General features: G+C 76.7%; 2 protein-coding genes and 1 pseudogene. All 3 read left to right on the top strand.

Going from position 1 to position 15453, the window contains the following annotated elements; genetic code table 11:
- Positions 1 to 30: 30 nt before the first annotated feature.
- A pseudogene (locus tag ACZ7JZ_RS26140) lies at positions 31 to 5640 on the top strand (type I polyketide synthase); the annotation flags it as partial.
- A 9-nt stretch (positions 5641 to 5649) separates the two neighbouring features.
- Entirely contained in the window at positions 5650 to 12276 is a 6627-nt protein-coding gene (locus tag ACZ7JZ_RS26135) for a type I polyketide synthase (protein WP_470943345.1), read from the top strand.
- Between the two features lie 5 nt (positions 12277 to 12281).
- Entirely contained in the window at positions 12282 to 15452 is a 3171-nt protein-coding gene (locus ACZ7JZ_RS26130) for a type I polyketide synthase (RefSeq protein ID WP_470943343.1), read from the top strand.
- The last annotated feature ends 1 nt before the right edge of the window (position 15453 follow it).

Raw genomic sequence — 15453 nt, 5'->3', positions numbered from 1 at the left:
AAGCTCCGGTCCTACTTGCGACGCGCCGTAGGCGACGCGCAGGAGCTGCGCGAGCGCGTGCGCGAACTGGAGGACTCGGCCCGCGAACCCGTCGCGGTCGTCGGCGTCGGGTGCCGCTTCCCGGGCGGGGCGGCCTCCCCCGAGGAACTCTGGGGGATCGTCTCCGGCGGCGTGGACGCCATGGGGGACTTCCCGCAGGACCGCGGCTGGGACGTCGAGGCGCTGTACGATCCCGACCCCGAGGCGCTCGGCAAGACGTACACCCGCTCGGGCGGGTTCCTGCCCGGCCTGGGCGGGTTCGACGCCCCGTTCTTCGGGATCAGCCCGCGCGAGGCGCTGGCCATGGACCCGCAGCAGCGGCTGGTGCTGGAGACCTCGTGGGAGGCCCTGGAGCGGGCGGGCATCGACCCGGCCTCCCTCAAGGGCACCGCCACCGGCGTGTTCACCGGCCTGTACGCCACCGACTACGGGCCCCGGATGGGCGGCGGCGCGGCCGGCGAGGTCGAGGGCTTCGCCATGACCGGCCTCTACAACAGCGTGGCCTCCGGCCGCGTGGCGTACGTACTCGGCCTGGAGGGCCCGGCGGTCTCCACCGACACCGCCTGCTCCTCCTCGCTCGTGGCCGTCCACCAGGCCGTGCGCTCCCTGCGCTCCGGCGAGGTCGGGCTCGCCCTGGCCGGCGGGGTCACCACCATGCCCACCCCGGGCATGTTCGTCGAACTCGCCCGCCAGCGCGGCCTGTCGGCCGACGGCCGCTGCAAGGCCTTCGCCGACGCCGCCGACGGCACCGGCTTCTCCGAGGGCGCGGGCGTCCTCGTCCTGGAGCGGCTCTCCGACGCCCTGCGCAACGGGCGCCGCATCTGGGGCGTCATCCGCGGCTCCGCCGTCAACCAGGACGGTGCCTCCAACGGCCTGAGCGCTCCCAACGGCCTGGCGCAGCAGAAGGTCATCCGCGCCGCCCTCGCCGACGCCGGCCTGGCCGCCGGATCCGTGGACGCCGTCGAGGCCCACGGCACCGGCACCCGGCTCGGCGACCCGCTGGAGGCGGAGGCCCTGCTCGCCACGTACGGCCAGGGCCGCGACCCGCAGACCCCCCTGTACCTCGGCTCCCTCAAGTCGAACATCGGGCACACGCAGGCCGCCGCGGGCGTCGGCGGCATCATCAAGATGCTGATGGCGATGCGGCACGGGGTGCTCCCCAAGACCCTGCACGTGGACAAGCCCTCGGAGCACGTGGACTGGTCCGCCGGAGCGGTCGAACTGCTCACCGAGGCCCGGCCCTGGCCCGCCGTCCCCGGCCACCCCCGGCGCGCGGGCGTCTCCTCCTTCGGCATCAGCGGCACCAACGCCCACCTGATCCTGGAGCAGGCCCCCGAAGCCCCCGCGGCCCCTGAAGCGGCGGCGGCGCCAGAAGGCGCGGCCGGTTCCGCCGCCCTGCCCTGGATCCTGTCGGCCCGCTCGCCCGAGGCCCTGCGCGAGCAGGCCCGCCGCCTCCACGAGGCCGTCTCCGCCGCGGCGCAGGCGCCGCTCGCCGGGATCGGCCGCGCCCTCGTGGGCACCCGCTCCCTCTTCGAGCACCGCCGGGTCGTCATCGGCACCGGCCGCGAGGAGCTCCTCGCCGGCCTGGCCGCCGCGGCCGCGGGCGGGGAGGAAACCCCCGCCGGACCCGGCTGCGCCTCGGTCGCCGGCACCGCCGCACCCGTCGGCCGCACCGTCTTCGTCTTCCCCGGCCAGGGCGGCCAGTGGACCGCGATGGGCCGCGAACTGTACGAGACCTCCCCGGTCTTCGCCGAGAAGCTGCGCGCCTGCGCCCGGGCCCTGGAGCCCCACGTCTCCTGGCCGCTGGTCGACACCGTGTGCGGGGGCCCGGACGCCGCCGACCTGGAGGACATCGACGTCGTCCAGCCCGCGCTGTTCGCCGTGATGGTCTCCCTGGCCGAGGTGTGGCGCTCCCTGGGCGTCACCCCCGACGTGGTCGTCGGCCACTCCCAGGGCGAGATCGCCGCGGCCCACGTGGCCGGCGCCCTCACCCTGGAGGACGCCGCCAAGATCGTCGCCGTCCGCTCCCGGCTGCTGGCCTCCGCCGCCGGCCAGGGCGGCATGGCCGCACTCCTGCTGCCCGAGGCCCGCGTGCTCGAACTGCTGGAGCAGTTCGGCGGCAGGGTCGGCATCGCGGGGGTCAACGGCCCCGGCTCCACCACCGTCTCCGGCGAGACGGAGGCCGTCCGCGCCCTGGTCGCGCTCTGCGAGGCGGAGGGCGCCCGCGCCCGGATGATCAAGTCCAGCGTGCCCGGCCACTCGGCGCTCATGGACCGCTTCGAGGACGCGCTCACGACGGAGCTGGGCCGGATCACCCCCGCCCCCACCGCCGTCGAGATCTACTCCACCGTCACCGGCGCCCCCGTCGACCCGGCCGCGCTCGACACCGCGTACTGGTTCCGCAACCTGCGCGAGCCCGTCCGCTTCGCCCCCGCGATGCAGGTCCTCGCGGCCCGCGACCCCGGCGCCGCCGTCTTCGAGGTCAGCCCGCACCCGCTGCTCACCCTGAGCATCCAGGAGATCTACGACGCCGTGCCCGGCGCCACCGCCCGCGCCTTCGCCACCCTGCGCCGCGACGAGGGCGGCCTCACCCGCTTCCTCGCCTCCGCGGCCGAGGCCTTCACCGCGGGCGTCCCCGTGGACTGGACGGCCGCCCTGCCCGGCGGCGCGGACGCCGACGCGGCCGACCTGATCCCCACGTACCCCTTCCAGCGCCGCACCTACTGGCTCGCCGCCCCCGACGAGGCCACCGGCGCGAGCACCTCCGACCACCCGCTGCTCGACGCCGTGGTCGACCTGCCCGAGGAGGGCGGGCACGCCGCGGTCGTCGCAGGCGGGCGCCTGTCCGCCGAGCGCCGCCCCTGGCTGGCCGAGCACACCGTCCACGGCGCCGCCCTGGTGCCGGCCGCCGTCCTCGTCGAACTGGCCGGCTGGGCCGCCGCCAAGGCGGGCTTCGACTCCGTCGAGGAACTCACCCTGGAGACCCCGCTGGTGCTGCCCCGCACCGGCGAGCGCGAGATCCGCGTCGTCCTCGACGCCAAGCGCGAGATCGCGGTCCACTCCCGCGGCCGCGGGGACACCGGCTGGACCCGCAACGCCGTCGGCCTCGCCGGCACCGCCACCGCGGCGCCCGCCGCCGCGGACGCGGAGCTGGGCTCCTGGCCCCCCGCCGGCGCCGTCCGCGTGCCCGCCGGGCAGGAGTACGACCGGCTGGCCGCCCTCGGCCTCGCCCACGGGCCCCTCTTCCGCGGACTCAAGGAGGTCTGGCGCCGCGGCGACACGCTGTTCGCCGAGGCCGAGCTGCCCGAGGGCGCCCCCGACCGGAACGCCTACCGGATCCACCCCGCCCTGCTCCAGGCCGCCCTGCTCCCGGCCGCCCTCGCCGGATCCGCGGACGCCGGATCCGCCGGGCCGCTCCTGCCCCACCGCATCACCGGCCTGCGCACCGCCCCCGGCCGGACCACCGCCCTGCGGGTGCGCCTCGCCCCCACCGGGCCGGACGGCGCCCTGACCGTCACCCTCGCCGACCGCACGGGCACCCCCGTCGGCAGCCTCGGCTCCCTGGGCCTGCGGCCCGTCGACACGGCCCGGCTGGCCGAACTGAGCTTCGACCACCAGGACTCGCTGTTCCGCACCGAGTGGGCGCCGCTCACCGCGCCCGCCCCGGCGGCCCCCGGCCCGTACGCCGTCATCGGCGCCCCCGGCGCCCCCGGCGCCCCCGGCGCCCCCGGCGCCCCCGGCGCCCCCGGCGCCCCCGGCGCCCTCGCCGGGACCCTCGCAGCGGGCGCGGCGCAGCCCGCCGCGGTCCATTCCGGCCCGGCCGCCCTCGCCGCCGCCGGGGCCGTGCCCCCGCTCGTCCTCGCCGTGGTCGACGCGGACGGCCCCGAGGCGGCAGCGGGCCGGGCCGACGCCCCCGCGGCCGCCGAGCGCAACCTCCACCGGGTCCTGGGCTGGATCCGGGACTGGCTCTCCGACGAGCGGTTCTCCGAGTCCCGCCTCGCCCTCGTCACCCGCGACGCCTTCCACGGCGCGCAGGTGCCCCGCACCGACCCCGCCGCCACCGCGGTCTGGGGCTTCGTACGCACCGCCCAGACCGAGAACCCGGGCCGCTTCGCCCTCGTGGACACCGACGGCCTGGCCGAGTCCTGGGCCGCCCTCCCGGCGGCCGCCGCCACCGGTGAGGACCAGCTCGCGGTCCGCGCCGGGCTCGCGTCCGTACCGCAGCTGGCCCGCGCCGCCGCCCCCGCCGCCCCGGACGCCCCCGCCCTCGGCACCGGCACCGTGCTGATCACCGGCGGCACCACCGGCCTGGGCGCCATGCTGGCCCGCCACCTGGTCGCCCGGCACGGGGTGGAGAGCCTGCTGCTCACCAGCCGGCGCGGCCCCGCGGCCCCGGCCGCCGCCGCCCTGTACGAGGAGCTCACGGCCGCGGGCGCCCGCGTCGAGATCGCCGCCTGCGACGTCGCCGACCGCGGGTCCGTCGCCGCCCTCCTCGCCTCCGTCCCCGCGGACCGGCCGCTCAGCGCCGTCGTGCACTGCGCCGCCGTCCTGGACGACGGGGTGGTCGAGGCCCTCACCGAGGACCGCGTGGACGCCGTCCTCGCCCCGAAGGTGCGCGGCGCCTGGAACCTGCACGAGCTGACCCGCGGCCTGGACCTGTCGGCCTTCGTGTTGTTCTCCTCCATCGCGAGCGTGCTCGGCACGGCGGGCCAGGCCAACTACGCGGCGGCCAACGCCTTCCTCAACGGCCTCGCCGAGGACCGCCGCGCCGCCGGACTGCCCGCCCTCGCCCTGTGCTGGGGCTTCTGGGCGGAACGCAGCGAGATGAGCGCCGAACTCCTCGACGCCGACGTCGTACGCCTCCAGCGCCAGGGCGTGCAGCCGCTGTCCTCGCAGGAGGGCATCGCGCTCTTCGACGCGGCCGTCCCCGCGGCCGAGCCGGTCCTGGTGCCCGTCCGCCTCGACCCCGCGGCCCTGGCCGCACCGCAGGGCGCGGCCATGGCCTCGCCGCTGCTGCGCACCCTCGCCGGCGCCCCCGCGGGCCCCGGCGCCGGACCCGCCGGGCCGGGCCTCGCCGAACAGGTGGCCGCGCTGGCCCCGGCCGCCGCCGAGGCCGCCCTGCTGGACGCCGTCCGCACCCAGACCGCCCTGGTCCTGGGCCACCCCGACACCGCGCAGATCGGCCCGGCCGTCGCCTTCCGCAAGCTCGGCATCGACTCGCTGACGGCCCTCGAACTGCGCAACAAGCTCACCGCGGCCACCGGCCTCAAGCTGCCCGCCACCCTCGTCTTCGACCACCCGAACCCGAACGCGCTCGTGCAGTTCCTCAAGGCGCGCCTCGCCCCCGACACCCCCGCCGCCGAGCCGGAGTCCCCGGCCGCCCGCCTGGTGCAGGGGATCGAGGGACTGGGCGCCCTGCTGGACGAGGGCTTCGCGGGGCTCGCGGACGAGGACCGCGACACCGTCTCCACACTGCTCGGCGAGCTGCAGGGCCGAGTCCGCTCGATGGCGAACGCCGGGGCCCCGGCCGCAGCCGCCGACCAGATCAGTTCGGCCTCGGTGGGAGAGCTCCTCTCCCTCCTCGACAAAGAGCTCGGCTAGGGGAAAGCGATGACGAACGACAACAACGCCGAGGTCCTCGAGTACCTCAAGCGGACCTCCATCGAGCTGCTGGAGACCCGCAAGCGCCTCAAGGCGCTGACGGACGCCGCCGGCGAGCCCGTCGCCGTGGTCGGCGTCGCCTGCCGCTTCCCCGGCGGGGCCGCCTCCCCGGAGGCCCTGTGGGACCTGGTGGAGGCGGGCGCCGACGTGGTGTCGGACTTCCCGCAGGACCGCCACTGGGACCTCGACGCCCTCTACGACCCCGACCCGGACACCCCCGGCACCTGCTACGCCCGCTCCGGCGGGTTCCTGCACGACGCCGGGGAGTTCGACGCCGAGTTCTTCGAGATCAGCCCGCGCGAGGCGCTCTCCGCCGACCCGCAGCAGCGGCTCCTCCTGGAGACCTCCTGGGAGTCCCTGGAGCGGGCCGGCATCGACCCGCACACCCTGCGCGGCAGCAGCACCGGCGTCTTCGCCGGACTCGCCTACTTCGGCTACGGCAACCACTACGAGACCCCCGAGGCCATCGCCGGCTACGGGCAGATCGGCTCCCTGCTGAGCGTGGCCTCCGGCCGCATCGCGTACGCCCTCGGCCTCGAAGGCCCGGCGATCTCCACCGACACCGCCTGCTCCTCCTCGCTGGTGGCGGTCCACCAGGCCGTGCAGTCCCTGCGCCAGGGCGAGTGCGGGCTCGCCCTCGCGGGCGGGGTCACCGTCATGGCCACATCGCAGGTCCTGCGCGAGATGTCCCGGCTGCGCGGACTGTCGGCCGACGGCCGCTGCAAGGCCTTCGCGGACGCCGCCGACGGCACCGGCTTCGCCGAGGGCGTCGGCATGCTCGTCCTGGAGCGGCTCTCCGACGCACAGCGCAACGGGCGCCGCATCTGGGGCGTCATCCGCGGCTCCGCCCTCAACCAGGACGGCGCCTCCAACGGCCTCACCGCCCCGAGCGGCCCGGCCCAGCAGCGCGTGATCCGCGCCGCCCTCGCCAACGCCCGCGTCCAGGCCGGCGACGTCGACGTGGTCGAGGCCCACGGCACCGGCACCACCCTCGGCGACCCCATCGAGGCCCAGGCCCTGCTGGCCACGTACGGACAGGACCGCGACCCCGCCAAGCCGCTGTGGCTGGGCTCCCTGAAGTCCAACGTCGGCCACACGCAGGCCGCCGCGGGCGTCGGCGGCATCATCAAGATGCTGATGGCGATGCAGCACGGGGTGCTCCCCAAGACCCTGCACGTGGACAAGCCCTCGACGCACGTGGACTGGACGGCCGGAGCCGTCGAGCTCCTCACCGAGGCCCGGCCCTGGCCCAGCGCCCCCGGGCACCCGCGCCGCGCGGGCGTCTCCTCCTTCGGCGCCAGCGGCACCAACGCCCACCTGATCCTCGAAGAGGCCCCCGCCCCCGCCGCCGCCGAACCGGGCGCCGAACCGGCCGCCGACGACCGGGCCGCCCCGCCGCAGGAGGCCCCCGCCGCGGGCACCGCCGGCACCGCGGGCATCCCGGTCGCCTGGCCGCTCTCCGCCCGCTCCGCCGAGGCCCTGCGCGCCCAGGCGGCCAAGCTGCGCGCCTTCGCCGCCTCCCCCGCCGCCGAGGGCGCCTCCCCCGCCGCGACCGGCGCCTCCCTGGCCGCCACCCGCGCCCTGTTCGAGCACCGCGCCGTGGTCGTCGGCCACGACCGCGACGCGCTCCTCACCGCCCTCGACGCCCTCGCCGAGGGCACCGACTCGGCCGCCGCCTTCCGCGGCACCGCGGGCGAGCCCGGCCGCTCCGTCTTCATGTTCCCCGGCCAGGGCTCCCCGTGGGCCGGGGCCGCGGGACCGCTGTACGAGGCCTTCCCCGTCTTCGCCCGCACCCTCGACGAGGTCTGCGCGCAGTTCGACGCCCACCTGCCCTTCGACCTGAAGGCCCTGCTGCTGTCCGGCGCGCCCGCCGACCCCGAGCGCACGGACATCGCCCAGCCCGCGCTGTTCGCCCTCCAGGTCGCCCTGTACCGCACGGTCGCGCAGTACCTCCCGCAGCCCGACCTCCTGATCGGCCACTCCGTCGGCGAGATCGCCGCCGCCCACGTCTCCGGCATCCTCGGCCTCGAGAGCGCCACCCGGCTCGTCGCCGCCCGCGGCCGCATCATGCAGACCGTCCGCGAGCGCGGCGCCATGCTGGCCGTACGCATCCCGGAGGCCGAGGCCGCCGCCCTGGCCGCCCCCTACGACCGGGTCGGCATCGCGGCCGTCAACGGCCCCGAGTCGGTGGTCCTGTCGGGCCTGCGCGAGCAGGTCCACGAGCTCCGCGACCGGCTCGTCGCCGACAAGAAGTCCGCCAAGCTGCTCGCGGTGGAGCACGCCTTCCACTCCCCGCTGATGGACCCGGTCCTGGAGGAGTTCGCCGAGGCCATCCGCGGACTGCACACCGGCCCCATGGAGATCCCCGTCGTCTCCACCCGCCTGGGCCGCGAGGCGAGCGTGCAGGAGCTGTCCTCCGCCGGCTACTGGGTCGACCACGTCCGCGAGCCCGTCCGCTTCCACGCGGCCGTCGAGTGCGCCCGCGCCGCCGGCGCGGACCTCTTCCTCGAAGTGGGCCCCGGAGCCACCCTCACGGGCCTCACCAAGGACGCCTTCGCCGCCCAGGACGTGACCGGCCCGCTGGTCCTGTCCGCCGCCCGGCGCGACCGCGGCGCCCCCGACGCCCTCGTCGCCGCCCTCGCCGAACTGCACGTGCGCGGACTGCCCGTCGACTGGCCGGCCCTCTTCGGACCCCAGCCGCGCGCGGAACTGCCGACGTACGCCTTCCAGCGCCGGCGCTACTGGCTCGACTTCCTCGCCGGGACCGGTTCCGCCGACCTGTCCTCCGCGGGCCTCACCGCCGCCGCGCACCCCCTGCTCGGCGCCGCCGTGGAGCACCCCGGCACCGGCGAGACGGTCTTCACCGACGTGTGGTCCCTGCGCACCCGCGAATGGCTCGCCGACCACGCCGTCTTCGGCGCGGCCGTCATCCCCGCCACCGCCCACCTCGACCTGGCCCTCTCCGTCGCCGCGCACGTCGGCGCCGCCGGGGTCGAGGAGCTCTCCCTCGAAGTCCCCCTGCTCCTCCCCGACGAGGGCGGGGTGCAGGTCCGCGCCGTGGCCGGCGCCCCCGGTGCGGACGGCCGCCGCTCCCTGGACGTGTACGCGCGCCCCGCCGCGGACGACACCGCCGGCTGGACCCGCCACGCCATGGGCACCCTGGCCGCCGGGGCCCCGCAGCCCGGCGGCCCCGGGCCGGACCTGGCCGCCTGGCCGCCCGCCGGAGCCGGCCCGCTCCCCTTCGACGGGCTCTACGACTCCCTGCTCGACGGCGGCTTCGACTACGGGCCCGCCTTCCGCGGACTGCGCGAGGTGTGGCGCCGCGGCGAGGAGGTCTTCGCCCTCGCCACCCTGCCCGAGGACGCCGGCACCGCGGCCGGCGGCGGCTTCGGCCTGCACCCGGCGCTCCTCGACACCGTGCTCCACGCCGTCGTGGTCGCCGGGGTCATCGAGGTCACCGGCGAACAGGGCTGGATGCCCTTCGCCTGGTCCGGGGTCCACCTGGAGCGGCCGTGCGGCCCGACCGCGCGGGTCCGCATCACCCCGACCGGCCCGGGGACCGTCTCCGTGGCCGTCGCCGACGAGCACGGCGCACCGGTCGCCTCGGTCGCCTCGCTGACCTTCCGCCCGGCCACCGCCGAACAGGTCCGCGGAGAGCGCGAGCGGCCGCTGTACGAGCTGGCGTGGAAACCCGCCGAGGAGGCCGGACAGCCCGCCCCGCCCGCTCGTTGGACCGCCATCGGCACGGCGGACGGACAGGCCGGAGCCCTCGCCGCGGCCGGGCACGGCGCCGTGCTCGCGGCCTCCCTCGACGAGGTCCCCGCGACTGACGCGGCCCGCCACCTCGTCCTCTGCCTCGACGACGCCCCCGGAGCAGCCGGGGACGGGGCGGCCGGGGCCGGAGCGCTCGACGCGGCGGCCGCCGCCGCCCGGCACGTCCTCGCCGCCGTCCAGCGCCTCCTCGCCGAGGAGCGGTTCGCCGACTCCGTCCTGACCGTCCTCACCCGCCGCGCCCTGGACACCGGCACCAGCCCCGACGAAGGCGTCGCCGGCCTGTCCGGCTCCTCCGTGTGGGGCCTGGTCCGCTCCGCCCAGACCGAGCACCCCGGCCGCTTCCGCCTGATCGACACCGACGGCGAGGACTCCTCCCGGGACCGCACCGCCGCCGCCCTCGCCCTCGGCGAGGGGCAGCTCGCCCTGCGCGGCGGCGCCCTGCTCGTCCCGCGGATGGCCCCGGCGGCCCCCGCCGCCCAGCGGCTGGAGGCCCCGCCCGCCGGCGCCCACCGGCTGGGCATCCCCAGCAAGGGCACCCTGGAGAACCTGGCCTGGATCCCCTGCCCCGAGGTGGACGGGCCGCTGGAGAGCGGCCAGGTCCGGATCGCCGTCCAGGCCGCCGGACTCAACTTCCGCGACGTCACCATCGCCCTGGGCCTGGTCGACCGCACGGCCATCGACGCCGGACTCGGCAGCGAGGGCGCCGGACTCGTCCTGGAGGTCGCCGACGACGTCACCGGCATCGCCCCCGGCGACCGCGTGACCGGCATCTTCACCGGGGCCTTCGGCCGCACCGCCGTGGCCGACCACCGGCTGCTCACCCACGTCCCCGACGGGTGGAGCTACGCCGAGGCCGCGTCCATGCCGAGCACCTTCCTGACCGCCTACTTCGCGCTCTTCCACGTGATGAAGCTCGAAAAGGGCCAGAAGATCCTCATCCACGCGGCCGCGGGCGGCGTCGGCATGGCCGCCGTCCAGCTCGCCCGCCACGTCGGCGCCGAGGTCTACGGCACCGCCAGCCCCGCCAAGTGGGCCGCGCTCGGCGAACTGGGCCTGGACGAGGCCCACCTGGCCTCCTCCCGCGACCTGGACTTCGTACCGAAGTTCCTGGAGGCCACGGGCGGCCGCGGCGTGGACGTGGTCCTCAACTCGCTCGCGCACAAGTTCGTCGACGCCTCGCTGGAACTGCTCCCCGGCGGCGGCCACTTCGTCGAGATGGGCAAGACCGACATCCGCGAGCCCGCACGGGTGGCGCAGGACCACCCCGGGGTCTCCTACCGGGCCTTCGACCTGTACGAGGCCGGGCCGGACGCGATCGGCGCGATGTTCGAGGAGGTCATGGCCCTGTTCGCGGCCGGGCACGTCCGGCTGAGCCCGGTCTCCGTCCGCGACATCCGCGACGCCCGTACGACGTTCCGCGAGATGGGCCAGGGCCGGCACACCGGCAAGCTCGTCTTCGACGTGGGCGGCGGACTCGGCGGCGGCACCGTCCTGATCACCGGCGGCACCGGCGGCGTCGGCTCCGTACTGGCCCGCCACCTCGCCACCGCGCACGGGGTGAAGAGCCTGCTGCTGGCCGGCCGCCGCGGCGCCGAAGCCGACGGGGCGGCCGCACTCGCCGCCGAACTGGAGGCGGCCGGCGCCACCGTCCGCATCGCGGCCTGCGACGTCTCCGACCGGGACGCCGTGGCCGCCCTGCTCGCCCAGGCGCCCCCGCAGTACCCGGTCACGGCGGTCGTGCACGCGGCGGGCGTCCTCGCGGACGGCACCGTCGAGTCCCTGACCCCCGAGGGCCTGGACCGCGTCCTCGCCGCCAAGGCCGGCGGCGCGCTCCACCTGCACGAGCTCACCCGCGGCCTGCCGCTGTCGGCCTTCGTGCTGTTCTCGGCCCTCGCCGGCACCCTCGGCACGGCCGGACAGGCCAACTACGCCGCCGCCAACGGCTTCCTCGACGGCCTCGCCGCCGTCCGCCGGGCCGCCGGACTGCCGGGCTCCGCACTGGCCTGGGGCTGGTGGGAGGAGAGCCGCGGCATGGCCGGGGAACTGGACGGGGCCGACCTGTCCCGGCTCCGCCGGATGGGCATCGGCGCGATGCCGACCCCCGAGGCGCTGGCCCTCTTCGACGCCGCCCGCGGCAACGGCAAGCCCGTCCTGCTCCCCGCCCGGCTGGACCTCGCCGCCCTGCGCGGCGGACCCGCCGAGGAGGTCCCCCTCCTGCTGCGCGACCTCGTCGCCGACGGCCGCCCCCGCCGCAGCCGGTCCGCCGCCCCCAAGGACGGCGGGGCCGCGGGCCTGACGGCCCGGCTGGCCGCCCTGCCGCCCGCGGAGGCCGAGGAGGCCGTGGTGGAGTGGCTGCGCGAGCAGGCCGCCGTGGTCCTCGGCCACCCCTCCGGCGCCGGCATCGACGCCGACCAGGCCTTCACCCAGCTCGGCTTCGACTCGCTGACCGCCGTCGAACTGTGCAACCGGCTCTCCGCCGCCACCGGGCTGCGCCTGGCCTCCACGCTCGTCTTCAGCTACCCGACCCCGCGCGAACTGGGCGGCCACCTCGCCGGACTCCTGCGCCCCGAGGCCCCGGCGGCCGCAGCGGCACCCGCCGCCGCGGCCACCGACGAGGAGGTGCGGGAGCTGCTGCGGACCGTCTCCGTGGCGAGCCTGCGCAGCGCCGGCCTGCTGGAGCAGCTCCTCGCCTGCGCCGCCCCCGCCCCCGCGGCGGACGCGGCCCCCGCCGCCCCGGCGGAAGAACTGTCCGACCTGGACCTCGACGCGCTGCTCGACCTGGCCCTGGATGAGAAGAGGTAAGTGACATGACCAACTCCGCAGAGCAGACGGCGGAGGGAGCGGACCGGGTCCAGCGGGCACTGCGCACCCTGCTGGAGGAGCGCGACCGCCTCCGCCAGGAGAACGAGGACCTGAAGTCCGGCCGCGGCGAGCCCATCGCCGTGGTGTCCATGGCCTGCCGCTACCCCGGCGGCGTGTCCTCGCCCGAGGAGCTGTGGGACGTGGTCCGCAGCGGCCGCGACGTCGTCGACGCCTTCCCCGCGGACCGCGGCTGGCGCGACGTGTACGACCCGGACCCGGACGCCCCCGGCAGCGCGTACGTGCGCCAGGGCGGCTTCCTCGCCGACCCCGCGGGCTTCGACGCCGAGTTCTTCGGCATCAGCCCCCGCGAGGCCCTCGCCACCGACCCCCAGCAGCGGCTGCTGCTGGAGACCTCCTGGGAGGCCTTCGAACGGGCCGGCATCGTCCCCGCCGACGTCCGCGGCTCCGAGGTCGGCGTCTTCGCCGGGATCAGCTCCACCGAGTACGGCTGGCGCTTCCTGGAGTCCGGCCGCCAGGAGCTGGAGGGCTACCTGCTCTACGGCAGCTCCCTGAGCGTGGCCTCCGGGCGCGTCGCGTACGAACTGGGCCTGACCGGCCCGGCCGTGTCCGTGGACACCGCCTGCTCCTCCTCCCTGGTCACCCTCCACATGGCCGTGCAGGCGCTGCGCGCGGGGGAGTGCTCCCTCGCCCTGGCCGGCGGGGCGCTGGTGATGTCCTCGCCCGCCGCCTTCGTGGAGTTCGCCCGCCAGGGCGCCCTGTCGCCCGACGGCCGCTGCAAGGCCTTCGCGGACGGCGCCGACGGCACCGGCTGGGCCGAGGGCGTGGGCGTCCTGCTGCTGGAGCGGCTCTCCGACGCCCGCCGCAACGGGCACCCCGTGCTCGCCGTGGTCCGCGGCTCCGCCGTCAACCAGGACGGCCGCAGCAACGGCCTGACCGCCCCCAACGGGCTCGCCCAGGAGAAGGTGATCCGCAGGGCCCTGGAGAACGCCGGGGTCCGGGCCGCCGACGTGGACCTCGTCGAGGCCCACGGCACCGGCACCAGGCTGGGCGACCCCATCGAGGCCCAGGCCCTGCTGGCCACGTACGGACAGGACCGCGACCCCGCCCGGCCGCTGAGGCTGGGCTCCCTGAAGTCCAACATGGGCCACGCCCAGGCCGCCGCGGGCGTCGCCGGGGTCATCAAGACCGTCATGGCCATGCGCCACGGCCACCTGCCCAAGACCCTGCACGCGGACACCCCGTCCCCGCACGTGGACTGGTCCGCCGGGGCGGTGGAGCTGCTGTCGGAGGGCCGCGAGTGGACCCGGGGCGCCGGGCCGCGCCGGGCCGGCGTCTCCTCCTTCGGGGTCAGCGGCACCAACGCCCACGTCATCCTGGAGGAGGCCCCCGAGGCACCCGACTCCCCTGAGGCTGCGGGAGCGGCGGACGCCCCCGCGGCCGCCGTGCCCTGGATCCTGTCCGCCAAGACCCCGGCCGCCCTCCGGGCGCAGGCCGCCCGGCTGCACGCGGCCGTGGCCGCCGACCCGGCCGCCGACCCCGCCGCCATCGGCTGGTCCCTGGCCTCGGGCCGCTCCCGCTTCGAGCACCGCGCCGTGGTCGTCGGCAGCAGCCGCGGGGAACTCCTCGGCGCGCTCGACGCCCTCGGGCGCGGCGCCGAGTCCCCCGCGGTGGTCAGCGGCGCCGCGGCCGGGAAGCAGGGCGGAACGGCCTTCGTCTTCCCCGGCCAGGGCTCGCAGTGGGTCGGGATGGGCCGCGGGCTCTACGAGGCCTTCCCGGTGTTCGCCCGGAGCCTGGACGCCTGCGCGGAGGCCCTGTCCGAATGGGTGGACTGGTCCCTGACCGACGTGATCCGCGGTGCCGAGGGGGCCCCGGGCCTGGACCGGGTGGACGTGGTCCAGCCGGCCCTGTTCGCCGTGATGGTCTCCACCGCCGCGCTGTGGCGCTCCTGGGGCGTGGAGCCCACCGCCGTGATCGGCCACAGCCAGGGCGAGATCGCCGCCGCGTACGTCGCCGGCGGGCTCAGCCTGCGCGACGCCGCCAAGACCGTGGCCCTGCGCAGCAAGGCGCTGGTCGGCCTGATCGGGCACGGCACGATGGCCTCGGTCGCCGAATCCGCCGACGAGGTGGCGGAACGCATCATTCCGTGGGGTGACCGGGTGAGCATCGCCGTGGTCAACGGCCCCCGCTCGGTGGTCGTCTCCGGAGAGCCCGACGCCCTCGACGCATTCGTCGCCGAGGTGAAGTCCGAGGGCGGTCAGGCCCGCCGGATATCCGTGGAGTACGCCTCGCACTCCCACCACGTCACCCGGGTCCGCGAACAGGTCCTCGCATCCCTTTCCGACATCAGCCCGAAATCCTCCGGGCTGCCCTTCTATTCCACGCTGTACGGCGAGGTCATCGACACCGCCCGCCTCGATGCGGACTACTGGTACGAGAACCTCCGCGAAAAGGTGGTCTTCGAGACCTCCGTGCGCCGGCTGGCCGCGGACGGCTTCCGGGTGTTCATCGAGATGAGCCCGCACCCCGTGCTGACCGTCCCCGTGCAGGAGATCCTCGAGGAGGCCGAGGAGGCCGGGGCAGCGGACTCCGCGGAGGCCCTGGTCCTGTCCTCGGCCCGCCGCGACCGCAGCGAGCCGGAGGCCGTCCTCGCCTCCCTGGGCCGGTTCCACGTCCGCGGCGGATCCGTGGACTGGCAGGCCGTGTACGGCAGCCGCCGCCGGGTGGACCTGCCGACGTACGCCTTCCAGCGGCAGCGCTACTGGCTCAGCTCCGAGCACACGGCCCCCGCGGTCCCCGCCGCCGTGGCCGCGGACCCCGCCACCGGTCCCGCTGACCCCGCCGGCCCCGCCGCCGACGAGTCGTCCGTCCCGCTCGCCGAGCGGCTCAGCGCCCTGCCCGCCGAGGACGCGCAGGCCCTGGCCCTGGACCACGTGCTCGAAAAGGTCGCCGTGGTCCTCGGGCACCCGTCGAGCGCGGCCATCAACCCCGACCAGGAGTTCAAGGAGATCGGCTTCGACTCCCTGCTGTCGGTGGAGCTGAGCAAGCGGCTGAAGGCCTCCACCGGCCTGAAGCTGAAGGCCAACCTGGTGCTGCGGCACCCGTCGCCGCGGCAGATCGCCGGGCACCTCGTGTCCTCGGCGGCCGCCGGCGGCTGAC

The sequence above is a fragment of the Streptomyces sp. NPDC038213 genome (genome assembly GCF_055600495.1).
Note: the sequence above shows the minus strand (reverse complement) of the source record. Positions and strands in the feature narration are given on the sequence as shown.

What these genes read in the sequence shown, in the direction of transcription:
- ACZ7JZ_RS26135 (WP_470943345.1), top strand. Translation starts at nt 5,650, where the DNA reads ATGACGAACGACAACAACGCCGAGGTCCTCGAGTACCTCAAGCGGACC.
- ACZ7JZ_RS26130 (WP_470943343.1), top strand. Translation starts at nt 12,282, where the DNA reads ATGACCAACTCCGCAGAGCAGACGGCGGAGGGAGCGGACCGGGTCCAG.